Below are 25,615 nucleotides of genomic sequence, written 5' to 3'. Positions count from 1 at the left end.
CCCGTTCCCGCTCGCCCCGCCGCACGTGCCCGACGAGAACCCGACGGGTGACTACCGCCGCCGCTTCGAGGTCCCGGCCGCGTGGTCCGACGCCGAGGCGGTGGTGCTGCGCTTCGAGGGCGTCGAGTCCCGGTACAAGGTGTGGGTCAACGGCACCGAGATCGGCGTCGGGTCCGGCAGCCGACTCGCCCAGGAGCTCGACGTGACCGCGGCCGTGCGGCCCGGTACCAACGTCCTCGTCGTGCGCGTGCACCAGTGGTCCGCCGCGAGCTACCTCGAGGACCAGGACCAGTGGTGGCTGCCCGGGATCTTCCGCGACGTCACGCTGCAGGCGCGCCCGGTCGGCGGCATCGAGGACGTGTGGCTGCGGGCGGGCGTCGAGCCGGACGGCTCCGGCCTCGTGACGGCGGAGCTGACGGCCGGCGATGGGTCGTACCCGATCACCCTGCGGGTCCCCGAGCTCGGCATCGACGTCGAGTGGTCGTCGCCCGCGGACGTCGCGCCGGTGCGGGTGAACACCGTCGAGCCGTGGTCGGCCGAGGTCCCCCGGCTGTACGACGCGACCGTGTCGAGCGCCGCCGAGACCCTCTCGCTGCGCCTCGGCTTCCGCACCGTGCGCATCGTCGGCGACCGGTTCCTCGTGAACGGCGAACGCGTCGTGTTCCACGGGGTCAACCGGCACGAGACCCACCCCGACCGCGGACGCGTCTTCGACGAGGAGTGGGCGCGCGAGGACCTCGCCCTGATGAAGCGGTTCAACGTCAACGCGATCCGCACCAGTCACACCCCGCCGCACCCGCGCCTGCTCGACCTCGCCGACGAGCTCGGCTTCTGGGTGATCCTCGAGTGCGACCTGGAGACGCACGGCTTCGAGCACGTCGGCTGGGCGGGCAACCCGAGCGACGACGCGGCGTGGCGCGACGCGTACCTCGATCGGATCGAGCGCACCGTCGAGCGCGACAAGAACCACCCGTCGGTGGTGATCTGGTCCCTCGGCAACGAGTCCGGCACGGGCCACAACCTGGCCGCGATGGCTTCCTGGGTGCACGACCGCGACCCCGAGCGCCCGGTGCACTACGAGGGCGACCACACCGGCGCCTACACCGACGTGTACTCGCGCATGTACTCCTCGGTGGCGGAGACCGCCGCGATCGGCACCGACGACTCGCGCTCGCTGCTGCTCGGGTGCACCGCGGCGGAGTCGGCCCGTCAGCGCACGAAGCCGTTCCTGCTGTGCGAGTACGTGCACGCGATGGGCAACGGCCCTGGGGCGATCGACCAGTACGAGGACCTCGTGTGGCAGCACCCGCGGTTGCACGGCGGCTTCGTCTGGGAATGGCGGGAGCACGGCGTGCGCACGCACGACGCCGACGGCACGGAGTTCTTCGGCTACGGCGGGGACTTCGGCGAGGTCGTGCACGACGGGAACTTCGTGATGGACGGCATGGTGCTGCCCGACTCGAGCCCGACGCCCGGCTTGTTCGAGTTCAAGCAGGTGGTGGCGCCCGTGCGTCTGGCCGTGACCGGCGGGGCCGACGACGAGAGCGGCCTGACGCTGACCGTGACGAACCGCCGGCACACCGCCGACACGAGCGACCTGGTCTTGCGCTGGCGGGTCGAGGCCGACGGCGCCCCGACCGCGACCGGCGTGCTCGACGCCGGTGTCGTGGCCGCCGGCGCGACCGCGACCGTCCCGCTGCCCGAGCTCGACGTCCCGGCGACCGGCGAGGTCTGGCTGACCGTCGAGGCCGAGCTGCGCGAGGCCACACCCTGGGCGCCGTCGGGGCACGGCATCGCGTTCACGCAGCACGCGCTCACCCCCCGGCGCACGGGCCTCACGGCGCCCCGCCTCACCGCGCCCCGCCTCGCGGCGCCCGCGCGGGCGGCGGCCGAACCCGCCGAGCTGCTCACGCTCGGACCGGCCGAGTTCGCGCACGGTCGCCTCGTGCGCCTCGCCGGCCTTCCGGTGTCCGGGCCGCGGCTCGAGCTGTGGCGAGGCCCGACCGACAACGACCGCGGCCAGGGCGGCGGCTCGTACGACCTGGCCGACCCGTGGGAGAACAACGGCAACGGCGTGCCGGCACCCGCCTACGACCAGATCTGGCGCGCGGCGGGCCTCGACCGCCTCACCGCCCGGGTCGAGCTCGTCGAGACGACCGAGGAGGCGGCGCACGTCCGCCGCCGCTGGTCCGCCGCGGACCAGGCAGCGACGGTCGTGACCGACGAGCGGTGGCAGCTGGTGGACGACGAGCTGTGGCTGCGCACCGAGATCGAGCCCAGCCGGGGGTGGGACATGGTCTGGCCCCGGATCGGCCTGCGCCTGGACCTGCCGGGCGACGTCGACGGCGCGTCGTGGTTCGGCACCGGGCCGCGCGAGTCCTACCCGGACAGCCGCCACGCCGCGCGAGTCGGCCGGTTCGCGGCGCCGATCGACGAGCTCACCGAGCGCTACTCGAGACCGCAGGAGAGCGGCCACCGCAGCGACCTGCGCTCGCTGACGCTCACTCGTGGCGGAACCGCGTGGCTCCAGGTGGACGCCGCAGCCGACACGAGCGGCCGCAGGCCGGGCTTCACGCTCACCCGGCACACGGCACAGCACCTCGACGCGGCGCGCCACCCGCACGAGCTGCCGGACACCGGCCGTGCGTACCTCTACCTCGACGCCGCGCAGAACGGGCTCGGCTCACGGGCCTGCGGTCCCGACGTGTGGCCCGACCACCTGCTGCGCCCACAGGCCCGCACGCTGACCCTCCGCTTCCGCCACGCGTGACGCTCGCGACTTCGCCATGCAGCGCTTGCTCCGGCGAAGGCGCGCCCAGGCCGGAGCAGACGCTGCGTCGTCCGACGAACCAGCGCCTGCTCCGGCGTCAGCGCGCGTTGGCCGGAGCAGACGCTGGCTCGCGCGACGGGGCGTGACGGGAACGCGCTGACGACGAGACGCCCGCCTCGTGCCACTCCGGGGAAGGAGTCGTGGCACGAGGCGGGCGATCGGTCCGGGCGGGCATCAGCCTGCCTGCCCGAGCGGCTGCTACCGCTGGAGGGTCAGCAGACCCGGCCGGTACGGCAGGAGCCCGTAGTCGCCGCCCGAGCTCGGGCTGCGGCCCTGGTAGAGCAGCTGCAGGTTGCAGGGATCGACCGTCATGGTCTGGTCCGCGTTGGTCCGCAGCAGCTCACCGTGGCTGATGTCGTTGGTCCAGGTGGCGCCGCTGTTCGCCTTACCGGCGAACGGGTTCGACTCGCTCGTCGCCTGCGGGGTCCACGACCCGTTCAGGCTCGTGGCCGTGAAGGAGCGGAAGTACCGACCCTGCGAACCGATCGCCTCGACGATCATGAGGTAGCGGCTCTGGCCCTGGAGCTTGTACACCTGCACGGCCTCGAACAGGTTGTTGGTCGTGTCGCTCATGACCACGGTCGACGACGAGCCGAAGCTGCCCGGGAAGTTCCCGATCGGCATGCTGGCCCGGTAGATCTTGCCGTTGTCGCCGGCGAAGAACAGGTACATGTTCTGGTCGTCACCGATGACGGCCTGGTCGATCGGGCCCGTGCCGGAGCCGGAGATGCTGCCGGAGAACAGCGTCTGCGCCGACGACCAGCTGTTGACGTTCGCCGGGTTGGTCGAGGTCCGGTAGGAGAACGCCGGGCCGCCCCACTGGTAGGCCAGGACCCAGACGTTCTTCGGTGCGAAGTAGAACAGCGACGGCGCGACCGCACTGAACGGCATCTGGTTCTGGCTGGCGGACGCCATCTGGCTGTAGTTGCTGAAGAGCCCGAAGTTCATCGAGCCCCACGAGCTGCCGGTGTCGTGCGTCGTGGCGTAGACGAGCTGCTGGCCCTGGTACGGCGCGACGGTGAAGTCCTTGAGCGAGGCCCAGCCCGAGCGCGGGTTCGCGAGCGAGCCCGTCGACGACCAGCGGTACGACGAGGGCAGCTGGCAGGTGCCGGGGTTCGGGTTCTGCGTCTGCGTGGGGCTCGGCGTGGGAGTCGGGTTCGGGGTGGGCTCGTTGCCCCCGCCCACGCGCACGAGCTGCCACTGCTGGTTGTTCCCGCCCCAGTTCGAGTACTGGACGATGTTGGCGCCGTCGGCGGTGGACGCGCCCTGCACCTCGACGGCCTTGCCCGAGTGCCGGCTGATCAGCGACACGTAGCCGTTGGAGGTGTCCTGGAGCCGGAACTGCTGGTTGTTCTGGTTGTAGTCGGAGTACTGGACGATCGCGCCGCCGTCGGCGGTGGACCAGTTGTAGACGTCGAGCACCTTGCCCGACAGGCGGGACTTGATCCGGTAGTAGCCGTTGCCGGAGTCGACGAACTGCCACTGCTGCTGCAGGCCGTCGTTGCGGGTCCACTGCGTGATCCGGGCGCCGTCGGCGGTCGAGAGGTTGTAGACGTCGAGGGCCTTGCCGCTGCCGCGGCCGATCAGGACGTACGAGGCGTTGGGGTCGACCGTGGCCGCCGACGCCGCCGGCGCGACGACGAGCGCGAGGACGCCGGCCGACACCGCCGTGGCCGCCGCGACGAGGGTGGCCAGCCACGTGCGACGTCGCCTCGTCGGGGCGAGATGTGCTGCTCTCATGAGGTGCTCTCCTTTGAGCCGTTCTAGGCGCCTCGGGCGACCGTGGCCCGCTGCGATCAGGTCCGCCGATCGTCGGTCCGGGTACTCCCACGACCACTCGAACCGCGAATGTGAGCCTTCACATTGCACCGATGAAGACCGGTTGCCGAAGGGGTTCGTGGGGCTCCGAATCGATTCACGACGGGTGTGACCGGTACCGACTTCCGCCGGTGAAGACCCGCGACCCGGCGACTCCCGCTCCGCTCGGGGCCCCGATTCACACTCGTCGTGCGGGACCTATTGACAGATATTGTTGTCAAGAGGAGGTTGGACCCATGCACGACGTGGAAGTCATCGAGAGCCCCAGCGCCGCCGCGGCCGCGCTGGACCCGATCCGCGCGCGGCTGCTCGCCGAGCTCGCCGTCCCGGCATCCGCCGCCGGGCTCGCGGCTCGGGTCGGCCTCCCCCGGCAGAAGGTCAACTACCACCTGCGGTCCCTCGAGGCGCACGGCCTCGTCGAGCTGGCCGAGGAACGCCGGCACGGCGGCCTGACCGAACGCGTGCTGCAGGCGTCCGCGGCGCGCTTCGTCGTCTCCCCTGCCGCAGTCAGTGCCACCGCCGCCGACCCGGGAGCCACAGGCGACCGACTCTCCGCCGGCTACCTCGTCGCGCTCGCCGGCCGTGTGGTCCGCGAGGTCGGCGCGCTCGTCCGCCGCGCCGGCACGTCCGGCTCACGCGTGCCGACGCTCACGATCGACACGCAGATCGGCTTCCGCTCCGCCGCCGACCGCGCGGCGTTCGCCGACGAGCTGACCGCCGCGGTGCTCGACCTGGCCGCGCGCTACCACCATGACGACGGTCGGCCGCACCGCCTCGTCGTCGCCGCCCACCCCGTCCCCGAGGAGGAGACGCCATGACCACGCACCCCACCGTCCCGTACCGCCTGGAGTTCGCCGTCGAGGTGCCCGGCACCCCCGAGCAGGTGTGGCAGGCCATCGCCACCGCTCCCGGCCTGAGCTCCTGGTTCCTGCCGACCGTCCTGGAGGAGCGCGAAGGCGGCGCCCTGCGCTTCGCGATGGGCGAGGGCATGGGCTCCGAGGGTCACGTCACCCGCTGGGACCCGCCTCGCACCCTCGGCTACGAGGAGGACTGGGCCGCCCTCATGGGCAAGAGCCCCGACGAGCTCAGCCCCATGACGTCGGGGTTCGTCATCGAGTCGAACTCCGGCGGCACGTGCGTGGTGCGGGTGACCACCAGCGGCTTCGGCACCGGCGCCGACTGGGAGCAGGAGTGGTGGGACGACATGGGCCGCGCCTGGCGCCCGTCGTTCGACGTCCTGCGCCTGTACCTCGCGCGCTTCCCCGGCCAGGAGGCCACACCCGTCGAGGTGTTCGCGCCCCACGCGGGCGACGAGGAGACCGTGTGGCGCACCGTGCGCGACGCGCTCGGCCTCACCGAGGAGGGGCACGCCGTCGAGCTTCATGGCGCCACGGGCACCGTCGAGCGACTGACCGGCCGGAGCGCCCTCGTCCGGCTCGACACCCCGGTCACCGGCATGCTCACCGTGACCACCCATGCCATGGAGAGCGAGGTGTACGTCGGGGTGCGGGCCTACCTGTTCGGCCCCGGCGCCGCCGCCTACGCCCGCGACGAGGCGCCGGCCTGGCAGGCCCTGCTCGAGGGACTGGCCGTGCCTGCGGCAACGGGCGCCGCCCAGCCGTGAGGCGACGGCGGTAGGCATGCAAGGGCGCCCGGCCGGGTCGACAGGCCGGGCGCCCTGGCCGTCAGAGGTCGAGGGGGCGCAGCACGAAGGTGATGCCGTGCGCGATCTGCGGGTTGCCCTTGTTGAGGTCGAGCTTGCTGCGCACCAGCAGCGGGTTGACGTCGTTGCGGTCCGCGTCCTTCAGGACGACGAGCGGGATCCGCTTGGACAGGACGTCGACCGTGAACGTGCCACCCTGCGCGGTCGTCAGCACGGCACCGTCGGACGCGAGCGCCGTGGCCGAGTCGATGGTCACGCCAGGCACCACGTGGTAGAGCAGGACCTGCTCGATCGCGTCGATGCCCACGGCCGAGGCAACCGCCGTGAAGACCTTCTTCTCCGAGCCGTACCAGCGGTGCGTGAGGTCGAGGGCGAGCACCTGGAACGCGCGGTCGTTCGGCAGGAACGCGGTGAGCGGCACGGTGCCGTCGGCCAGGACCGCCACCGGGCTGTCCGGCTTGGCCGCGAGCACGGCGTTGACCGCGTTGTCGACGATGTCGAAGTCGTACCAGTTGCGGTCGAAGCCGCTGCCGTCGGCGGCGAGCACCGACGCGAGGCTCCTGGGCGCGGGGGCGGCGGACGCCGCGGACGCGGAGCCGACGAACGCACCTGCGGCCAGGGCGGCGACGGCAACCGATGCGGCGAGACGACGGTTCTTCATGGGGCACTCCTTGGCAACGGTCGGGCGGCACGCCGGGCGCGCCGCGGGCGTCGTCCTCGACACCCTCACCGCCTCTTCCGACGTGGGCCCACGTCTGGATGCACCTGATTCATCCTGGTTCGCCGGGCCAGTCGTTCCCCTCGCCGGCGGACGTGCGCGGCGGCACAGCGCGAGACATCGCCGTCGAGTGCCGGCCGCCGGCTGAACGCGCCACCCTGCGCCGCTGCCACGCGGTCCCCCCGTGAGCGACTGTGAGAGCACCCGATGACCGACGAGGAACCCTCTCGTGAGTGGGCTCAGTGAGATCCGCCTCGCCCACTACCGGGGGTGCGTCTACTCGTCGAGCCTCGAGGTGCTGTCTGTGTCTGGCTCAGCGGAGCGGTCCATGGCGGCGAAGGAGGTGGCGCTACTGCCCGGCCGCCCGCCGCTGGGAGGCTGCGAGCCCCGCGAGCACCGCTGCTGACATGGCAGCCGCCGCGGCGCACTCGAGCGCGATCACGCCGGTTGCTGTCACCGCGAGGTCCGCTGTGCTCGCCGCCCAGGTGAACACGATCGCCGCGCCGCCGGCGGCAGGGATGGCGATGGCGACAGGTGCGGCCAGGCTCCACCGCTGCACTGAGCGCACCGTCATCGGGCCCGCACCCAGCGACAGAAGCGCGCGGTCCTCGTCGGCCACCGACAGGACCCTGTTGCCGAACGCGATCGTTGCGGCAGCACCGAGCAGCAGGGCGGCGGCGACCAGAGCGGCTGCGAACCACTGCGCGATGTACGGGGGCAGCATGGTGATGTCGCCGGAGGGCGCGACGTTCGCGGCGGGGAGGCTGCTCGCCGCAGCTTGCACGTCGTCGAGGTCGATATCGCCCGGTGGGGCGAGCACGACTGCGGTGTTCGCTACGACGTCGTCGCCGGTGGCCTCGTCGACGGCGCCGATGTCCACGCGCACGCTCAGCGCGTCCTGCGCCAGCGCGACCAGGTCCCCCGGATCGCCGCACTCGTTGCCGGGAAATGCACGTGCGAGCTCTGGGCAGGACTCGAACGTGAGGGTCCCGTCGTCAGCCTGGTAGCCGACCGATGCCTGGGGTAACGCGTCTCGAATCGTCGCGAAGTCGCCGACCTGCGGACCTCGCCAACCGACTTCGAAGGAGCCCGCACCCGTCGGCGGCGACGTTGCCGTCATCTGCAGGTACAGCCCGGAGCCGGCGCCGAGGACGAACACGAGCAGAGCGACGGTCGCCGCGGGCCGGGAGAGACCCCGGGCGTCCGCCGCGATCCGGCGGCCGGCGAGCCACGGACCGACGCCGCTCAGTCGGGACAGTGGCGCCCCGGCCCGCCGCACCAGCCACGGGAGTGCGAGCGGCAGTGCCAGCGTCGTCGCGACGAGCGTGACGAGCAGGATCGCGACGTTCGCAGGTCGCGTGAACAGGCGCGACATCACGATCCCCGCGACCGCGAGCCAGAGAGGGATCGCGCTGACCCACATGACCCGTCTCCTCGCAGGTCCTCGCGCCGTCGCGTCCCCCGGTCGTTGGAGCAGTGCTCCGACAGTGGCGGCGACCCCGACGCAAGCCAGGACGATCACGAGCTGCTGCCAGGCCGGGACGCCGAGGTCGCCTGCGTTCACCTCGATCCCGGCCACGGGCACGAACCCGACGTGCGGTGCGAGGATGGCACAGGCGACAACACCCATGACCGCGACGGGAAGCACAAGTGCGGCCGCCTCCAGGGCGCCGAGCGCCACGAGCTCGGCAGGACGAGCGCCGAGCAGGAACAGGACTCGACCGCGATGGGCGCGCAGGCCCGAACCCGACGAAGCCGCCGGCACCATGATCAGCAGGCCCGGGATGACGAGTAGCCACAGCGACGCGAACAGTGCGGCAGGGCGGGACGGGATGATGGCATCGGTCTCGACGGCCACTTGCGGAGCGGTCTCGTCGGCCACGCCGAACCCCGAGACAGGGGCGAGCGCGCCACCGGCGCCGAGAGTCCGGCCCTCTGCCGGACGGGCGTACGCGTACAACTCCGAGGGTGACGCAAGCCCTTCGGTGCCGATCGCGCCGTCGACACCACTTCCAGCACTCGACATCGCCCATCCGAGTGCGTCTGCGACACCTGCTGCCGCCAGTGCAGGCGAGACCACGTACGTCCCTGGCTCGGGCAGTCTGGTCAGGCCAGGTGGCAAGGGCGCGTCGTCGACTTGGGGCTCGACCCACAGCACCGGGAACTGCCGCCCATCCAGGAAGCCGCCGCGGACCACCGCGTGGATCGGGGAGGCGGTCGAGGCGAAGTCGATCGACGGCGTCCGGGCGAGAACGCGCTCGGCCGAGCTCTGCGACCCCGAGACGATCCCCGCTCCCAGCATCATCGCGGTGACGCTGACCAAGGTGGCGAGGGCAAGAGAGAACTGTCGCCAGCGCTGGGAGCGGTCGACGCTCCACGCCACGCGACCTGCCAGCCGAGCAACCAGTCGAGCGCGACTCACGATCGGGTCACCCGCGCCTCGGAGCGCAGGTCGATGACGTCGTCACACAACGCCACCACCTCAGGGTCGTGGCTGGCGATGACTGTCGCGGCACCCGCCGCGCGCGCATTGTCCACGAGCAGACGCGCGATCGTCAGCGCGTTGGTCCGATCGAGCGAGGCCGTCGGCTCGTCCGCGATCACGGCACGCGGCCCGGCGACCAGTGCGCGCGCGACCGCCACTCGCATCGCCTCGCCACGCGACAGCGTCTGCGGCGACCCGTCGACCAGCGACGCCAAGCCCACCCGGGCCAGCTGCTCTCGCGCCAGCGCGAGAGCCTCCCGTCGTGGTCGGCCAGCGAGCACGATCGGCAGTGCCGCGTTCTCCGCGACGCTCAGCTCGTCGAGCAGTTCGGGGTCTTGGAACACGACGCCAAGCCGGTCGCGCCGGAACGCAGCACGTGCTCCGACGGACAGTCGCGTCAGCTCGACGCCGTCGATCGTCACCGAGCCGGACGTCGGCACCTGCACTCCTGTCAAGATCCGTAGGAGAGTGCTCTTGCCTGACCCCGACGGACCGACAACCGCCACGACCTGCCCGGGCACGACGCCGAGGTCGGGAGAGTCCAGGATCCGGACCCCCCCAACCTCAGCGGTCACCGAGGTGGTGTCGATCACGACGGGTAGCGCCAAGGACCCTGCTCGTCCGGGAGCACGGGGACCTCGACGACGATGCGGTGCTGAGTGATCGGGTACGTCGTTGAGGTACCCGTGCCCGCGCAGGTCCCGACTGCGGACCCGTCACCATCCTTGATGATCTGAGTCGTCCCCGACCCGAGCCGCTTGTAGTCGGCGTGAACTGCACGCCCGTCCGCCTCGCGGTCACACGCCATCACAGACGTCCCGTTCGTGTCGCGTGAGAAGTTCGCGCCCTTGTACGAGTACAGGTTCGTCGCGGCGATGGCGCTGCCGCCACTCATGAGTCCGACTGCGACAATCCCCGCCACAGCGGCGGCCGACCGCCCCCGAGCACGCTGCATGTTCTGGCCCCTTCGGTAGACACTGCATCTCTACCGAGGGAGCCACCATGATGCGCTGCTAGCCCCCCAGCAGCGCGCGAATGCGCAAGTGGGACGCTAGTAGGTGCGCAGTCCGTGCGTGGCGGGTTTCGGCGATCAGTTCGCCTCAACGTCGAGCTGGTCACCGCGCGCGGCGCCCTGCCGGACGGCGATGTGGACGACGTCGCGCACGCGCTGCTGCTGGCTGTCGAAACCACGCCGCCATCTCCTACGGCCCGGTGGGGCGACGCGCATGGCTCATGCAGCTCACGACTGCCCTCGGGCTGGACGCGCGAGCCGAGCTAGGCCGGTCCGCACGCACCACCGGTCCCACCCGGATCAAGCGGAACTACACATCTCGTGAGTGGGCCCCGTGGGGATCGAACCCACAACCCGCGGATTAAAAGTCCGCTGCTCTGCCAGTTGAGCTAGAGGCCCGGGTGGTGAAGCGGTCCATCCGTGGAACCCTCGGACCACCACCCGCGTCGTTCGCCGGTCACGCGAGGGCGGCCGGCGAGGACGAGGACGAGGTCGAGGTCGAAGGTACCGCGTGTGACGCGCTGGCTCGATCTAGGCGAGCCCCTCCGGCCTGCGCATCAGAGGGCGCGACGCCAGGTACCGCCGGACCGTCTCCGCCGACGCGGCGTGGTCGACGACGTCCGGCTCACCCGACGTCGTCAGGGTGCCGACGACTTCGCCGTCGATCCGCAGGGGCACGGACCCGCCGTGCGCCTTGAAGCGGTCGTGGTCGACGTCGGCGCGCTCGTCGAAGGGCGTGCCCGCGGCCTCGTGGCGCCGACGGACCAGCAGCGACGCCTCGCCGAAGCGGTGCACCACCCGCGCCTTGCCCTCGAGCCAGGTCAGGTTGCCCGCGCCCGTCGAGCCGGTCATGGCCAGGAAGACCGTCTCGCCGTGCAGCTCGACTCGCACCGCGAGGTCCGCGCCGCGCTCGCGGATGACGGCGACGGCCAGCAGACCGAGGTCCACAGCGTCGTCCTGCGTGAACGCCGGCAGGTCGAGGACGGGCTCGGCCTCGAGGTCGGCGACGGTGAAGGTGGGGAGCTCGGTCACGGGCCCATCTTGCGGCATGCCGGGACACGATGACCGCAACGACCCCGGATGCACGGCTGCTAGGCCGGGAGGACGTACCGGTACATCAGCAGGTAGTGCAGCACCGAGGCGAGCACCACCAGCACGTGCCAGATCTCGTGGAAGCCGAGAACGCCGGGCAGGGGGTTGGGCCGCTCGACCACGAACACGACGAACCCGATGCTGTAGACCAGCCCACCGGCGGCCATCAGCACGTAGGCCCCCACGGGCAGGGTGACGCCGGCTCCGACGAGCACCACCGGCATCCAGCCCATCGCGATGTACAGGGTGTTCGTCACGTACTTGGGCAGCTCGCGCAGCGCCGACCGCAGCGCGATGCCGACAGCGGCGACCGCCCAGACGGCTCCGAGCACGGCCCAGCCGAACGCGTTGCGGAACAGCACCAGCACCAGCGGCGTCACCGACCCGGCGATCAGGACGAACACCGACGCGTAGTCGAGCGTCCGCAGCACGCCGTTGACGCGTGGCCCCCGGTCGATGCCGTGGTGCAGCGTGCTGGCGACGAACAGCAGGAGCACGGAGGCTGCGTAGACGCTGAGCCCGACGATCTTCCAGAGGTCACCCTGGGTGACCGCCTGCGTGACGAGCACGGCGCCTCCGACGAGCGCGAAGCAGCTCGCTGCGAGGTGCGAGACGGTGTTGATCCGCTCGTCGGTGACGTGCACGCTGCCGTCGCGGCTGAGCCGTGGCGGTGGGGCCGTCGTCGGCGTCGGCGTGGTGCGTGCGGACGTGGTCTCCACCGTTCGTTCCTCCTGGTGAGCCGTCGACGCGGCTCGTCCGGGAGCCTACCCGCGCGTGCGACGCGCACGGCGGCACACGTCCCACGCGGTCACCGCGCGGTCGAGTGCCCGTCGCTACCGGCGGGGCTCGAGGACGACAATCGCGGTGCGGCGGCTGCGACGAGCCGTGTACGAGGCGAGGTTCTCGTCGGTGACGAGGTACGCCGCCCACAGCCGGTCACGCTCGGCACCCTCGGCCTCGCGGGCGCGCACCGCCAGGCGGCCGCCGTCGGGCAGGTCCACCGTCGCGTCCGGCGTCGCCTGCAGGTTCAGCCACCAGGCCGGCTCCGGGTCGGCCCAGCCGTTCATGGCCATCGTGACGAGGTTCGGGCCGTCCTCGAGGTACGCGACGATCGCGGCGCGCTCGGCGCCGGTGCGTCGGCCAGTGGTGCGCAGCACGATCGTGCCCCACTTGCCGGGCTTGGGCTTCCACAGCCCGTGGCGGCCGCGCGTCACGCGGTAGATCGCGCGGTGCACCACCCACGCGGTGCGGATGAACCAGCGCGGCGGGAGCCGCTTCGTCGGCGCGTCACCGGTCACGTGGGCCCCCTCGTGGGAATAGGCGCGACACGGTCGACAGTACCGACGAGGGCTGCCCGGGCACACCCTTCATCGATGGCGAGACGTTTCGGCTCGTCGCGCGAAAGCCAAACGTTTATGTCCGTTGACCGCACGTGCGCCCGGTCAGAGAGTGACGTTCGCCGACCGGCTCACCGTTGATCCGGCGCTCGGCCCATCAAGGAGGAACGATGACCCCCCCAACCACGCGCAGACGCGGGCGCGGGCTCGGCGCGCGAGGCGCAGCCGGCCTCGCCGTCGTGACCCTCGCGGCGACCATCGCGGCCACCCTCCCCGCTCAGGCCGCAGGGAGCACCCTGCAGGAAGCTGCCTCGCAGAGCGGCCGGTACTTCGGCACCGCGATCGCGGCCAGCCGGCTGAGCGACAGCACGTACTCGACCATCGCGAACCGTGAGTTCAACATGATCACGGCCGAGAACGAGATGAAGATGGACGCGACCGAGCCCAACCAGGGCCAGTTCAACTTCAGCCAGGGCGACCGGATCCTCAACTGGGCCGTCCAGAACGGCAAGCGGGTGCGCGGGCACGCGCTGGCCTGGTACTCGCAGCAGCCGAGCTGGATGCAGCGCATGGAGGGCTCGAGCCTGCGCCAGGCGATGATCAACCACGTCAACGGCGTCGCGTCGTACTACAAGGGCAAGATCTACGCCTGGGACGTCGTGAACGAGGCGTTCGCCGACGGCTCGTCGGGCGGCCGCCGCGACTCCAACCTGCAGCGCACCGGCAACGACTGGATCGAGGTCGCGTTCCGCACGGCCCGCACCGCGGACCCGGGCGCCAAGCTCTGCTACAACGACTACAACATCGACGACTGGTCGCACGCCAAGACGCAGGGCGTCTACAACATGGTCCGCGACTTCAAGTCGCGCGGCGTGCCGATCGACTGCGTCGGCCTGCAGTCGCACTTCAACCCGCAGAGCCCGGTCCCGAGCAACTACCAGACGACGATCTCGAGCTTCGCCGCTCTCGGCGTGGACGTGCAGATCACCGAGCTCGACATCGAGGGCTCCGGCTCGTCGCAGGCGGACAACTACCGCCGCGTCGTGCAGGCGTGCCTCAACGTCGCCCGCTGCACCGGCATCACCGTGTGGGGCGTGCGTGACACCGACTCGTGGCGTTCGTCGGGCACCCCGCTGCTGTTCGACGGCAACGGCAACAAGAAGCAGGCGTACACGGCGACGCTCGACACGCTGAACAGCGCGCAGCCGACCCAGACGCCGACGCCGACCCCGACGCCGACGCAGACCCCCACCGAGACGCCGACTGCGACACCCACGCCGACCCCGACGTCGAGCCCGAGCTCGCCGCCGCCCACGGGCAGCTGCACGGCCACGCTCACGATCGCGAACAGCTGGCCCGGCGGCTACCAGGCCGAGGTGAAGATCACCGCCGGCTCGGCGGGGCTCAACGGATGGCGCGTCACCCTGCCGTCCGGCGTCTCGACCAACAACCTCTGGAACGGGCAGGTGTCCGGGAGCACCGTGACCAACGCCCCCTACAACGGCTCGGTCGCACCGGGTCAGTCGACGACCTTCGGGTTCCTCGGTCAGAGCAGCCCACCTGCACCGACGACACTGACCTGCAGCTGAGCTGATCTGCTGGGTCCGACGAGGCCAGCAGGCATGACGACGGCGTCGCACCTCCCCGGTGCGGCGCCGTCGTCGCGCCCGGGTGTGCCGCGCGGCCCACGGCGCCGAGAGACCGTCGGACCTCCGGTCTAGTCTCGGCAGGACACCCCGACCAGCGAAGGAGACGTCGTGGGCCGCCTCTTCATCGACCTGTTCGTCACGCTCGACGGCGTCGCGCAGGCGCCCGGCGGGCGCGACGAGGACCCGTCCGGCGGGTTCCCCTTCGGCGGGTGGCAGGCGCCGCTGTACGACGACGTCGTCGGGCGTCACGTGATGGCCGGCATCCAGTCGATGGACGCGCTGCTGCTCGGGCGCCGGACGTACGACATCTTCGCCGGGTACTGGCCGCACCAGGACAACGCCATCGCCCACCAGCTCAACGGCGTGCCCAAGTACGTCGCGAGCCGCGGGACCCCGAACCTCGGCTGGCCCACGTCCACGCAGCTCGGGCCGGACCTCGTCGCCGACGTGCGTGCGCTGCGGGACCGGCACGAGAGCACGCACGTGATCGGCAGCCTCGACCTCGTGCAGACGCTGCTCGCCGAGCGGCTGTTCGACGTGCTCACGCTGTGGGTCTACCCGGTGCTGCTCGGGCAGGGGAAGCGGGTCTTCCCGCAGGGCGTCCGGCCGTCCGAGCTGACGTTGCTCGAGCCGCCCGAGGCGGGCAGCGGCGGCGCGGTCACGCTGCGCTACGGACCGACGGGCAACGATCCGCGCACGGGCGAGATGACCGCCCCGGACGACGAGGGCTGACCACCAGGCGCACCGCGAGCGGTCACAGCCGCTTCTCGAGCAGCACGACGTCGAGCCACGACCCGGCCAGCGGCCCGTGGCTCATCAGGCCGAGGCGCTCGCGCGTCCCGACGACCCGGAACCCGGCCGACTCGTGCAGCGCGAGGCTCGCCCGGTTCTGCGGGAACACCCCCGACTGCACGGTCCAGACCCCCGCGGCCTGCGCGGAGTCCAGGAGTCCGTCGAGCAGCGCGCGACCGACGCCCCGACCCCGCGCGTCGTCGTCGACGTAGACCGACGCCTCGACGACCCCCGAGTAGACGCACCGGCCCGAGACGGGCGACGCGGCGACCCACCCGAGCACGCGCGCGTCGGGGTCGAGCGCGACGAGGCGGTGCTCGGCCAGGTGGTCCTCGTCGAACGCGGTCCACGTCGGGGCGTGCGCGGTGAACGTCGCGAGGCCCGTGGCGATCCCCGCGGAGTAGATCGACAGGACCGCGTCGGCGTGCGCGGACGTCATGGGCGCGAGGCGCACGTCCGTGCGCGCGGTCGTCATGCGTCCGGTCCGCTGGACGTGTGCTGCGCGAGGTGCGCGGCGAGCTCGTCGACAGCACCCGGGACGAGCGTGAAGTAGGCCCACACGCCGCGCTTCTCACGCGTGACGAAGCCGGCCTCGGTGAGCACCTTGAGGTGGTGCGACACAGTGGGCTGCGAGAGCCCCACGGGCTCGGTCAGGTCGCACACGCACGCCTCGCCACCCTCGTGCGAGGCCAGGATCGACAGCAGGCGCAGGCGCGCGGGATCTGCGAGCGCCTTGAGCGTGCGTGCGGTGCGCTCGGCGTCCTCGGCGCTCATGGCGGCGCCGGTGACGGGTGTGCAGCACGCAGTCGACGGCGCGGCGACGACGGGGAGCAGGTCCAGTGCCATGCCCCCAGGATGCCACGGGACATCGACACATGTCGATGTTGACAGCCGTCGATATGTGGGTCCATGCTCTGACGCATTGACCCACATCGATATTTGGAGGAGCCATGACGCAGGACATCCGCGAGCAGGTCCGGGAGCGCTACGCCTTGGCGGCCGTGCAGGCAACGAGCGACAGCGGGTGCTGTGGCGGCGGTTGCGGCCCGTCCGACCTCGTCGTCGACGAGCGGTTCGGCGCGAGCCTGTACGACGCGCAGGACACAGCCGCGATCCCCGCCGAGGCCCTGGCCGCGTCGCTCGGCTGCGGCAACCCCCTGATGGTCGCCGAGCTGCGCGAGGGCGAGCGCGTGCTCGACCTGGGCTCGGGCGGCGGCATCGACGTGCTCCTGTCCGCCCGCCGCGTAGGCGCGACGGGCTTCGCCTACGGCGTCGACATGACCGACGAGATGCTCGACCTCGCACGCGCGAACGCCGCCAAGGCGAGCGCGACGAACGTCGAGTTCCGCAAGGGCACGATCGAGGACCTCCCGCTCGACGACGCCACCGTGGACGTCGTCATCTCCAACTGCGTCGTCAACCTCTCGCCCGACAAGCCCGCCGTGCTCGCCGAGGCGTACCGCGTGCTCGTCGCAGGCGGCCGGGTCGGCATCTCCGACGTCGTCGCCGAGGACCACCTGTCCCCCGATCAGCGCGCCGAGCGCGGCTCGTACGTCGGGTGCATCGCGGGCGCCCTCTCGCGCACCGAGTACCTCGACGGCCTCACGGCGGCAGGGTTCGTCGACGCCGAGGTCCAGTTCACCCACCCCGTGGCCGACGGGATGCACAGCGCGATCGTGCGCGCCCGCAAGCCGCTCACCGAGGAGGCCTGATGCACCCCGACCTGTACCTGGTGATCCACCAGCAGAACGAACGCGAGCTGACCCGCGACCTCGAGCTGCGGCGCGCCGCGCTCGCGTGCTCGGCGTGCATCGTGCGCGCGACGAGGCACGCGAGCAGACTCGTCGCGTGGCTGCAGTCGCACGCCCCCTCGGTGACCCGCCGCAGCTCACCGGCAGGTCCGGCCTGCTGCCTCGCGTAGGTCGAGCCCGCGTGGGCACGGGCTGGCGGACCAGGGCGTAAGATCTGCCGTCGCTTTCCGCGCCGTAAGGAGTACGCGTGCCACCCGGGCACCCCACGCAGGACGTCGTCGCCCCCGCCCCGAGCCGGCCGCGCACCCCCCACCGCTTCCGCCCCGACATCCAGGGGCTGCGCGCGTTCGCCGTCCTGGCGGTCGTCGCCGACCACGTCCTCGGCCGGCCCGGTGGCGGGTTCGTCGGGGTCGACGTCTTCTTCGTCATCTCCGGCTTCCTCATCACCGGGCTCCTGCTGCGCGAGTACGAGAAGACCGGGTCCATCTCGCCCCGTCGCTTCTACGCGCGGCGCGCGCGGCGCATCCTGCCCGCCTCGCTCGTCGTGCTCGTCGCGACCGTGATCGCAGCCAACGTGCTCTTCTTCGCGGGACGCGCGCACGCCGTCACGATCGACGCCCTCTGGGCCGCACTGTTCGTCTCGAACTGGCACTTCGCGGCGCAGGGCACCGACTACTTCCAGGCCGGGCTGGCTGTCTCGCCCGTGCAGCACTTCTGGTCGTTGTCCGTCGAGGAGCAGTTCTACTTCGTGTGGCCGTGGTTCCTGCTCGCGGTCCTCGTGGGGCTGGCGCGGCTGCGCCGCCGCGCCCACTCGCCCCGGCGTGTGGCGGGCGCGCTGCTCGTGGCCGCAGGCGTCGCGTCGTTCGCGTGGGCCTGGTGGGCGACCGGCGCCAACCCGACGTCGGCGTACTTCTCGACGTGGACGCGTGTGTGGGAGCTGGGCGTGGGCGCGGCGCTCGCCGCAGGGATCCAGCGCCTCGCACGGCTCGACGCACGGGCGCGCGCGGCACTCACCGGGCTCGGCCTGGTGGGGCTGGTCGCCTCGCTCGTCGTGATCACCCCGGAGACCCGGTTCCCGGCACCCGGCGCGCTGCTGCCCGTGCTCGCCACGGCCGCGCTGATCGCCGCGGGCGTCGCGGGCGACGGAGCGCGGGTGCTGCGCTACCGGCCGGTCGTCTACATCGGCACGATCTCGTACTCGCTCTACCTGTGGCACTTCCCGGTCCTCGTCTTCGCCGGCGCCCTGTGGGCCGGCGGCGGGCCGGTCTGGTACGCCGGGGTCTTCGCCGCGATCGCGGTCGCGTCCGTCCTGAGCTACCACCTCGTCGAGAAGCCCGTGCTGCAGTCACCCCTCCTGCTCCCACGCGACCCGGACGTCCCGCGCGCGGAGCAGTGGCGCGACTGGTGGCGCACGAGCCTGCCGACCGTGCGCGTCGCCGGGCCCGCCGCGCTCGTCGTCGTGACGGCGCTCGTCGTCGGCGGTGTCGTCACCTCGAGCGCGTCCGGCGACGACGAGGCGCAGCCCACGCCGCCCGCGGTCGCCACCCCCGTGTCCGCCGCCGCCGCGCTGAGCGCCCAGCTCGAGACCGCTGCCGACGCCACGCGGTGGCCCGAGCTCAGCCCGTCACCCGACGAGCTCGGCAAGGAGGACCGCGCCACGGAGTGGGTCGACGAGGGCTGCCTCAAGCTCGCGACGATCGACAAGCTCAAGAGCCGCTGCACGTTCGGCGACGGCGAGCGCCAGGCCGTCATCCTGGGCGACTCGATCGCGATCAGCTACGCACCCGCCATCCGCAAGGCGCTCGGCGACGACTGGACGGTCCGGGTCATCACCGCTGGGCAGTGCCCCGTGGCGGACCTCGTCGTGCGCAGCGGCGACGGCTCGGCGTTCCCGTCGTGCCCCCGGTTCCGTCAGGACGCGTTCGACATCCTGAAGGCCGAGCCTGTCGACCTCGTCTTCGCGAGCGAGTCCGACGACACGACCGACCGCATGGTCGGCGACGCCGAAGAGTCCGAGCGGCTCGAGCTGCTCACCGAGGGCTGGGTCGACTCGCTGGAGGCGCTGACCGCGACCGGCGCCGAGGTGGTCGTGCTCAGCGCGCCGCCGCACGGCCCGCCCCTGTCCGAGTGCGCCACGACCCTCAACGGGCCGACGGACTGCAACGCGACGATCTCGGCCAAGCACCGCCGCATGAACGACGCGGCACGCAGCGCGGTCGCCGCGCTCGACGACCCGTCCGCGGCGCACTGGGTCGATGCCGACTCGTGGTTCTGCACGGCCGAGGGCGTCTGCCCGCCCTACGCCGGATCGGCGCCGATGCGCGCCGACAAGATGCACCTCACCCAGGTGTACGCCGAGTCCCTGGCCCCCGTCCTGCGCGATGCGATCCGCTCTGCGCAGCCTGCCGGCGACGAGTGACCCGACGCCCTCTCAGGACCGGCCGGCGACCACGCTGCCGAAGCTGACGAGCCGCGTGATCTGGCCGGTCACCCCCGCGCGAGCACCGCCCCACGCCGACACGGGCCTCAAGGAGCCCGACACGTTGCGGAAGACCGTGACGCCGCCCGACCGCTCACCGGGGCGATCACCCAGCGCATGGTCGCTGGCGGCGCCCACGACGAGGTCGCGCCGGCCGGACCCGTCCACGTCGAGGAACGCGATGGCCCGTCCGAAACCGTCGCCCGCGCCCGCGTAGCCGGGCACGCCCGCCGTGGCCTGCGTCAACGCGACGGAACCGAGTCCGGTCAGACCGTGGGACGTGCCCTTCAGGACGTAGACCGCGCCTGCGGACTCCTGGCTCCCGACTCGCCGCCGGGGCGCTCCGACGGCGACGTCGACGCGCCCGTCGCGATCAAGGTCCGTCGCCGTGAGCGATGTGCCGAACGCGTCCGGCTGCTCAGGATGGCCCGGGACGCCCGCGGACCCCAGGTCCACCCATGACGTGTCGTCGAGGGAGAAGGTCGAGCCACGAACCTCGAGCACGACGACCGCCCCGCTCAGCTTGCGGGCCGCCCCGACCCGGGAGCCCGGCACGTGCACCCACGAGTCGGGCGCACCGGCCACCACCTCGTCACGTCCGTCGCCGTCGACATCGGCTACCACCACGGACGCCCCGAGCGACCCGACGAACGGAGCGAACCTGTCCACGCCCAGCGCCTGGTTCACCTGCACACCGCCGGCCATGGTCGACGACCCGACCGCCAGGCCCCGCGGACCGCCCGGCACCAGCAGGACCGCGGAGTCCCAGGCCAAGGAGGTCTCCCGGCCGTCGGGAGCACCGACGACCAGGTCCCCGTACCCGTCCGCCGTGACGCGTCCGATGCTGAGGCTGGTGCCGAGCTGGTCGTCCGCTCGGGCCGCGCCCGGCACCCCCGCCGTGCTCCTGTCGAAGGCCTGCGAGCCTGCGCCGGACAGGCCGGCGCGCGCGCCGAACAGCACGACCACGGCACCCGCGCGCCGTGCAGAACCGACCTTCGCCTCCGGCATCCCGACCGCGAGGTCGTCGTACCCGTCGCCGTTGAGATCACCCGCAGCGAGGACCTGGCCGAACCGCTCGCCGGGCAGCGCCCTGCCCGGAACTCCCACGGTGGAACGGCTCAGCCGCCGCACCGTCGACAGGTCCAGCCCGGTGCGGGACCCCGGGAACACGAACACAGCACCCGAGTGCTTCTTCGCGAAGCTCCCGTCGGGGCTCTCGCACGTGCTCCCGACCGCGAGGTCGTCGTACCCGTCGTGGTCGAAGTCGCCCGTGGCCAGCGCCGACGCGAACTCCCTGCACCAGTGCCCGCGCGTCGCCTCGTCCTGTCCGACGAAGACGTCGCTGCGCTGGAGCGAGGAGTACCGGACCGCGACCGCCCCGTCCACCGAGTGGGCCTCGGCGTCCACCCACTCCGGCCCTCGGGCGGCCACCGCGAGGTCGTCGACGCCGTCCCCGTCGAAGTCGGAGACGGTGGCCGAGGCGTGCTTCGTCGGCGCGGCGTGCGGACGTGCCTCGCTCGTCGCCAGCAGGACCGATGGTCCGATCCGGCGCCGCTCGACCTCGGGCGCCGACGCGGCGGACGCCGGGCCCGGAGCGAGCGTCAGGGCCAGCGCGGCGAGCGTCGCCGAAGCGACCGAGAGACGAACAGCTGCAGCACGACCGGACGATCGCATGGCTCCCCTTCGAGACGGTGCGCGGTCACGGTAGTGCTCGCGCACGCACCCGCCCGTGCGGTCCTCGGAACTTCAGCCGTTCGGCTCTGCGCACCTGTCCGTCTCTTCCGCGCGACGAGCCCGCGTCGACGAGCTCGAGCCGACGAGCTCGGGCAGACGAGCTCGGGCAGACGCGGACGAGGCGGCCACGTCGGTGCCGTGCACCGGGTAGCCGCCTCGTCGTCGGGAGGTCGTGCGGGCGGACTATGCCTTGAAGCGACCGACCAGCTCGTCGAGGTGCTGGGAGTTGCGCGCCAGCTCGTCGGCCGACGAGCGCACCTGGTCGATGTTGCCGACCGTGAACTTCGCGTTCTCCGCGATCGAGCGCACGTTGTCGGCGATGCTCGTCGCCCCGACAGCGGCCTCGGCCACGTTCGCGGCCATCGAGCTCGTCGTCGCGCTCTGCTGCTCGACCGCCCCGGCGATGCTGCCCTGGTGGTCGTTGACGCGCGCGATGACCTGCGTGGTCGTCTCGATCGCCGCGACGGCGAGGTCGACGTCCGACTGGATCTGGGTGATCCGCGAGGTGATCTCCTCGGTCGCCTGAGCCGTCTGCTGCGCGAGCTCCTTGACCTCGCCGGCGACGACCGCGAAGCCCTTGCCGGCCTCCCCGGCGCGCGCGGCCTCGATGGTCGCGTTGAGCGCGAGCAGGTTGGTCTGCTGCGCGATCGTGTTGATGAGCGTCACGACGCCACCGATCGCCGCGGACGACTCGCCGAGACGGCTGATGGAGACGTTCGCCTGGTCGGTGCTGCTGACCGCCGTGCGCCCGGCCTCGCTCGCCGAGGAGGCACTGCGGGCGATCTCCTGGATCGAGACGCCCATCTCCTCGCCGGCCGCTGCCACGACCTGCACGTTGGAGGAGATCTGCTCGGCGGCGGCCGCGGCGGCCGTCGCCTGGTTGGCCGCGTCGACGGACTGGCCCGTCATGTCCGCGGCGATCACCGAGAGCTCCTGCGCGGCGGCCGACGACGTCGCCGCGGTCTCGCCGATCTGCCGGACGAGCGTGGCGATGTTCTCCACGAACCGGTTGAAGACCGTCGCGAGCGCGCCGACCTCGTCGTCGCGCGCGCTGTCGACGCGCTGCGTGAGGTCACCGTCACCGTCGGCGATCTCGCGGAGCCGGCCGGTGAGCGCGTTGATCGGGCGGGTGATGCTGCGCGTCAGGAACGCCGCGAGCAGGAGGACGACGACAGCCGCGATGCCGGTCCCGCCGACGACCGCGAGCTTGGTGGTGTTGGCCGTCTGCGTCGCCGCCTCGGCGCGCTGCGTGAGCAGTCGCTGCTCGTCGGACTCGACGCTCGCGAGGATGCCGCGGATCTCGTCCATCACGGCCTTGCCCGCGTCGGAGAGCACGATCTCCTGGGCGGCCTCGAAGCCGTCGGACTTGTAGGCGTCGACCGTCTGCTGCATCTCGGCGAACTTCGAGGAGATGAGCGGCTCGATCTCGGAGAGGCGTTCCTGCTGCGCGGGGTTGTCGCTCGTGAGCTCCTTGAGCTTGACGACGTGCGCGTTCACCGCGCTCCGCGCTGCGGTGTAGGGGGCGAGGTAGGAGTCGACGCCCGTGACGAGGAACCCGCGCTGCCCGGTCTCCGCGTCCTTGAGGGAGGACAGGATCGCGTCCGTCTCGTTCAGCACGACGTGCGTGTGCTCGACGTGCTCGCTGTTGTGCACCAACGACTGCGTGTTCAGGAAGGACACCACGCCGACCCCGGCCATCATGACGAGGATCAGCGCGTACCCGGCGGCAAGGCGGCGCCCGATGGTCCAGCTCCAACGGGACTTGCGACGACTGGGGGGGTCGACGACGGGGGAATCGCTGCTCACCGAACTGCTCCTTTGCGCACGGACGTAGACACCGGTCTAGATCGGCGGAGGCCGCTCGGTTGTGACTGCTTCGGCCGCGCGGCTTTCCCGAGGCACCGACTCGGACCGCTCGCTACCGTGCACGCATGACCGTGTGGGAGCTCGACCTGCCGCTGACCACGCCGCGGCTCACGCTGCGGGCCCACCGCGCGACGGACCTCGACGACCTCGTCGTCTTCCACAGCGACCCGCAGGTCACGCGGTACATCCCGTGGCCCGTGCGGGCGCGCGACGAGACGCGCGCGTCGCTCGAGGCGAAGGTCGGCTGGACCACGGCCCGCCCCGGCGAGTGGATCACGCTCGCGGTCGAGGAGCGCGCGACCGGCACCGTGATCGGCGAGGTCCTGCTCAAGCACGACGACGAGGCGGAGGTCGGCTACGTGCTGCGCACCGACCGTCAAGGGCAGGGACTCGCGTCGGAGGCCGTGGCCGCGCTGCTCGACGCCGCCGCGACGAGCCTGGGCGTCACCGCGGTGCGCGCGGTCGTCGTCGACGGCAACGACGCGTCGGTGCGCCTGCTCACGCGCCTGGGCTTCCGGCCCGTCGGCCCCGGACCGCACACCACGGAGGGCGAGCCGACGACGACCTACCACCGCGCGGCCGTCCCACCACCGCGGTGACCGGTGGCGCCGCGACAGGCGTCGACGATGGTCCGAGCACACCGGCGTCCGCACCGGCGGGGCCGGGGTCCGGGCACCCGGGCCACCACCACGGCGGCAAGGTCCCCGCGCTCCGCGGGACCACGACCGTGGCCGAGCACCTCGCGGGTCCGCTCACGTTCGGCGTCGGCCGGCACGGCTCGCTCGTCGTCGGCCAGGCGTTCGCCGCCCAGCTCACGTCCGTCCCGAAGGGCGGTGCGCCGGTCCCCTGGTACCAGGGCGAGGAGGGCACGGACGTCGCGGCGGTCTCGATCGCCGACGGGACGACCACGTTCGCGACACGCGTCGGCGACCAGGAGAGCGTGTCGTCGTCGCTGCTCATGCAGCGCGACAGGCGCGGGACCATCCGCCAGGTCGCGGACCTGCTCGCCTTCGAGCAGAGCGCGAACCCCGACGCGGTGAACACGTACGGCTTCACGGACCTGCCCGCAGAGTGCGCGGCGCAGGTCCCGCCGATGTTCGCGCCGTACACCGGCGCGGTCGACTCGCACGCGTACGGCTCGGTCACGGTGCACGGCCTGACGTACGTCGCCGACGCGGGCGCGAACGCGATCCTGTCGGTCGACCGGCGGGGCACGGTCCGCACCGTCGCGGTCCTGCCACCCGTCGAGGTCACCGTGACCGCCGAGGCCGCGGACGCCTTCGGGCTGCCGGACTGCGTCGTCGGCGAGTCCTACGGGTTCGAGCCCGTGCCGACCGACGTCGAGGTCGGCCGCCACGGCGCGCTCTACGTCACGACACTCCCGGGCGGGCCCGAGGACGGCAGCCTCGGCGCGAACGGCGCGCTGCACAGGATCGACCCGCGCACGGGCCGGATCACGACCCTGGCCACCGGGTTCGCCGGCGCGACCGGCGTCGCGCTCGACCCCTCCGGCAACGCCTACGTCGCCGAGCTCCAGGGCAACGAGGTGTCCGTCGTGACGCGGTGGGGCAAGGTCCGCGTCCTCGGTGCGTTCACGCAGCCCGCGGGCGTCGAGTGGGCGAACGGGAAGCTCTACGTCTCGACCGACGTGTTCGATGACGGCTCGATCGTCGCCGCGAAGGTCCGCTGACACCCGGCCGCACCGCGCACCACGAAAGCCCCGGTACGACGAGCGCGACTCGTCCTGCCGGGGCCTTCGTCGCGCGGGGACCCTTCGGCAGGCTGCGACACTCGGGCGACGACGACGAAGGGCGGACCCATGGAGCTCGACCTCGCCGCGGCCCTCGCGGACGCGCGCAGCGAGTACGACAAGATGGTGGCGGGCGACTGGTACCGCTACCGGTTCGGCCCCGAGCTCGGCGACCTGACCACCGCGACGCAGCGGACGTGCCGCCGCATCACCGCGCTGTACGACGAGGACCGCGAGGCCGCCGCCGCGCTCTTCCGCGACCTGCTGGGCACGGTCGGCGAGGGCGTCGACTTCCGCCCGCCGCTCTACCTCGACTACGGCCACCGCCTGCACGTCGGCGACCGGACGTTCGTCAACGCCGACTTCCTGACGCTCGGCGGCGGCGAGATCCGCATCGGCGCGGACGTCCTGATCGGCCCGAGCGTGCGCCTGTACACCCCGACGCACGTGCTCGACCCGGAGCTGCGCCCGCAGGGGTGGGAGCGGGTCTCGCCCATCACGATCGAGGACGGCGTGTGGCTCGGCGGCAGCGTCGTCGTGTGCCCGGGCGTGACGATCGGTGCGCGCTCGGTGATCGGCGCGGGGTCGGTCGTGACGAAGGACGTCCCGGCCGACGTCATCGCGGCGGGCAACCCCGCA

At 72.2% G+C, this 25,615-nt stretch carries 23 protein-coding genes and 1 tRNA gene; 11 read left to right on the top strand and 13 right to left on the bottom strand.

Annotated features, from left to right (window positions below; all coding sequences use genetic code 11):
- Window positions 1–2,770 (top strand): glycoside hydrolase family 2 TIM barrel-domain containing protein (locus CWIS_RS14605; RefSeq protein ID WP_048344099.1); only part of this gene is annotated, 2,770 nt, incomplete at its 5' end.
- 258 nt (window positions 2,771–3,028) lie between these two features.
- Here the strand turns inward: CWIS_RS14605 and CWIS_RS14600 are convergent.
- A complete protein-coding gene (locus CWIS_RS14600; RefSeq protein ID WP_141369420.1) occupies window positions 3,029–4,570 on the bottom strand; it encodes a non-reducing end alpha-L-arabinofuranosidase family hydrolase in 1,542 nt (513 codons plus the stop codon).
- 314 nt (window positions 4,571–4,884) lie between these two features.
- On the opposite strand from CWIS_RS14600, the gene CWIS_RS14595 reads away from it, so the two are divergent.
- Together CWIS_RS14595 and CWIS_RS14590 are read left to right on the top strand one after the other, a co-directional pair.
- Window positions 4,885–5,466 carry a helix-turn-helix domain-containing protein gene (locus CWIS_RS14595; protein WP_048344045.1) on the top strand — a complete coding sequence of 194 codons (582 nt, stop codon included), beginning with the start codon at window positions 4,885–4,887 and terminating at the stop codon, window positions 5,464–5,466.
- A complete protein-coding gene (locus CWIS_RS14590; RefSeq protein ID WP_048344044.1) occupies window positions 5,463–6,272 on the top strand; it encodes an SRPBCC domain-containing protein in 810 nt (269 codons plus the stop codon). Before CWIS_RS14595 ends, CWIS_RS14590 begins: the two co-directional genes overlap by 4 nt.
- Window positions 6,273–6,333: 61 nt before the next feature.
- Here CWIS_RS14590 and CWIS_RS14585 read toward each other — a convergent pair whose 3' ends face one another.
- The 8 genes from CWIS_RS14585 to CWIS_RS14550 form a co-directional block, all read right to left on the bottom strand.
- Window positions 6,334–6,972: a fasciclin domain-containing protein gene (locus tag CWIS_RS14585; protein WP_048344043.1), complete on the bottom strand. Its 639-nt coding sequence runs from the start codon at window positions 6,970–6,972 to the stop codon at window positions 6,334–6,336.
- A 406-nt stretch (window positions 6,973–7,378) separates the two neighbouring features.
- Window positions 7,379–9,334, bottom strand: coding sequence for a hypothetical protein (locus CWIS_RS14580; protein WP_156186675.1), 1,956 nt, complete (start codon window positions 9,332–9,334; stop codon window positions 7,379–7,381).
- A gap of 113 nt (window positions 9,335–9,447) precedes the next feature.
- Window positions 9,448–10,107, bottom strand: a complete 660-nt coding sequence (locus tag CWIS_RS14575) for an ABC transporter ATP-binding protein (protein WP_048344041.1) — start codon at window positions 10,105–10,107, stop codon at window positions 9,448–9,450.
- A complete protein-coding gene (locus CWIS_RS14570) occupies window positions 10,104–10,409 on the bottom strand; it encodes a hypothetical protein (protein WP_048344040.1) in 306 nt (101 codons plus the stop codon). Before CWIS_RS14570 ends, CWIS_RS14575 begins: the two co-directional genes overlap by 4 nt.
- 443 nt (window positions 10,410–10,852) lie before the next feature.
- A tRNA-Lys gene (locus CWIS_RS14565) sits at window positions 10,853–10,925 on the bottom strand.
- Between the two features lie 132 nt (window positions 10,926–11,057).
- A complete protein-coding gene (locus CWIS_RS14560; protein WP_082156498.1) occupies window positions 11,058–11,558 on the bottom strand; it encodes a heme-binding protein in 501 nt (166 codons plus the stop codon).
- Between the two features lie 59 nt (window positions 11,559–11,617).
- A complete protein-coding gene (locus CWIS_RS14555; protein ID WP_048344038.1) occupies window positions 11,618–12,337 on the bottom strand; it encodes a hemolysin III family protein in 720 nt (239 codons plus the stop codon).
- A 114-nt stretch (window positions 12,338–12,451) separates the two neighbouring features.
- Entirely contained in the window at window positions 12,452–12,916 is a 465-nt protein-coding gene (locus tag CWIS_RS14550) for a nitroreductase/quinone reductase family protein (RefSeq protein WP_048344037.1), read from the bottom strand.
- Window positions 12,917–13,125: 209 nt separating this feature from the next.
- Between CWIS_RS14550 and CWIS_RS14545 the strand changes: the two genes are divergently transcribed.
- The gene (locus tag CWIS_RS14545) at window positions 13,126–14,544 is read left to right on the top strand and encodes an endo-1,4-beta-xylanase (protein ID WP_048344036.1); all 1,419 of its coding nucleotides are present in this window, start codon (window positions 13,126–13,128) and stop codon (window positions 14,542–14,544) included.
- A 168-nt stretch (window positions 14,545–14,712) separates the two neighbouring features.
- Window positions 14,713–15,336, top strand: coding sequence for a dihydrofolate reductase family protein (locus CWIS_RS14540; RefSeq protein ID WP_048344035.1), 624 nt, complete (start codon window positions 14,713–14,715; stop codon window positions 15,334–15,336).
- A 22-nt stretch (window positions 15,337–15,358) separates the two neighbouring features.
- Here CWIS_RS14540 and CWIS_RS14535 read toward each other — a convergent pair whose 3' ends face one another.
- Window positions 15,359–15,871: a GNAT family N-acetyltransferase gene (locus tag CWIS_RS14535; protein WP_048344034.1), complete on the bottom strand. Its 513-nt coding sequence runs from the start codon at window positions 15,869–15,871 to the stop codon at window positions 15,359–15,361.
- On the bottom strand, window positions 15,868–16,242 hold the full coding sequence (locus CWIS_RS14530; RefSeq protein ID WP_048344033.1) for a helix-turn-helix transcriptional regulator: 375 nt from the start codon (window positions 16,240–16,242) through the stop codon (window positions 15,868–15,870). The genes CWIS_RS14535 and CWIS_RS14530 overlap by 4 nt, the downstream gene beginning before the upstream one ends.
- Before the next feature lie 104 nt (window positions 16,243–16,346).
- On the opposite strand from CWIS_RS14530, the gene arsM reads away from it, so the two are divergent.
- The 3 genes from arsM to CWIS_RS14515 all read left to right on the top strand — a co-directional run bounded on the left by arsM (window position 16,347) and on the right by CWIS_RS14515 (window position 19,566).
- A complete protein-coding gene (gene arsM / locus CWIS_RS14525; RefSeq protein ID WP_048344032.1) occupies window positions 16,347–17,108 on the top strand; it encodes an arsenite methyltransferase in 762 nt (253 codons plus the stop codon).
- Window positions 17,108–17,317 (top strand): hypothetical protein, encoded by a 210-nt coding sequence (locus CWIS_RS14520; protein WP_048344031.1) that lies wholly within the window; start codon window positions 17,108–17,110, stop codon window positions 17,315–17,317. Before arsM ends, CWIS_RS14520 begins: the two co-directional genes overlap by 1 nt.
- A gap of 77 nt (window positions 17,318–17,394) precedes the next feature.
- On the top strand, window positions 17,395–19,566 hold the full coding sequence (locus CWIS_RS14515) for an acyltransferase family protein (RefSeq protein ID WP_048344030.1): 2,172 nt from the start codon (window positions 17,395–17,397) through the stop codon (window positions 19,564–19,566).
- Between the two features lie 12 nt (window positions 19,567–19,578).
- On the opposite strand, the gene CWIS_RS14510 is transcribed toward CWIS_RS14515, so the two are convergent.
- Both CWIS_RS14510 and CWIS_RS14505 read right to left on the bottom strand, forming a co-directional pair.
- Window positions 19,579–21,300, bottom strand: coding sequence for a VCBS repeat-containing protein (locus CWIS_RS14510; RefSeq protein WP_053071765.1), 1,722 nt, complete (start codon window positions 21,298–21,300; stop codon window positions 19,579–19,581).
- Between the two features lie 243 nt (window positions 21,301–21,543).
- Entirely contained in the window at window positions 21,544–23,166 is a 1,623-nt protein-coding gene (locus tag CWIS_RS14505) for a methyl-accepting chemotaxis protein (RefSeq protein ID WP_141371667.1), read from the bottom strand.
- Window positions 23,167–23,291: 125 nt separating this feature from the next.
- Between CWIS_RS14505 and CWIS_RS14500 the strand changes: the two genes are divergently transcribed.
- From CWIS_RS14500 to CWIS_RS18145, 3 genes are all read left to right on the top strand, one after another.
- Entirely contained in the window at window positions 23,292–23,825 is a 534-nt protein-coding gene (locus CWIS_RS14500; protein ID WP_053071763.1) for a GNAT family N-acetyltransferase, read from the top strand.
- Window positions 23,826–23,953: 128 nt separating this feature from the next.
- Window positions 23,954–24,916, top strand: coding sequence for a ScyD/ScyE family protein (locus CWIS_RS14495; RefSeq protein WP_156186674.1), 963 nt, complete (start codon window positions 23,954–23,956; stop codon window positions 24,914–24,916).
- A 129-nt stretch (window positions 24,917–25,045) separates the two neighbouring features.
- On the top strand, window positions 25,046–25,615 hold a 570-nt coding region (locus CWIS_RS18145; RefSeq protein WP_082156508.1), incomplete at its 3' end, for a sugar O-acetyltransferase.

The organism is Cellulomonas sp. A375-1 (genome assembly GCF_001040865.1).
Lineage (GTDB): Bacteria > Actinomycetota > Actinomycetes > Actinomycetales > Cellulomonadaceae > Cellulomonas > Cellulomonas gelida.
Note: the sequence above shows the minus strand (reverse complement) of the source record. Positions and strands in the feature narration are given on the sequence as shown.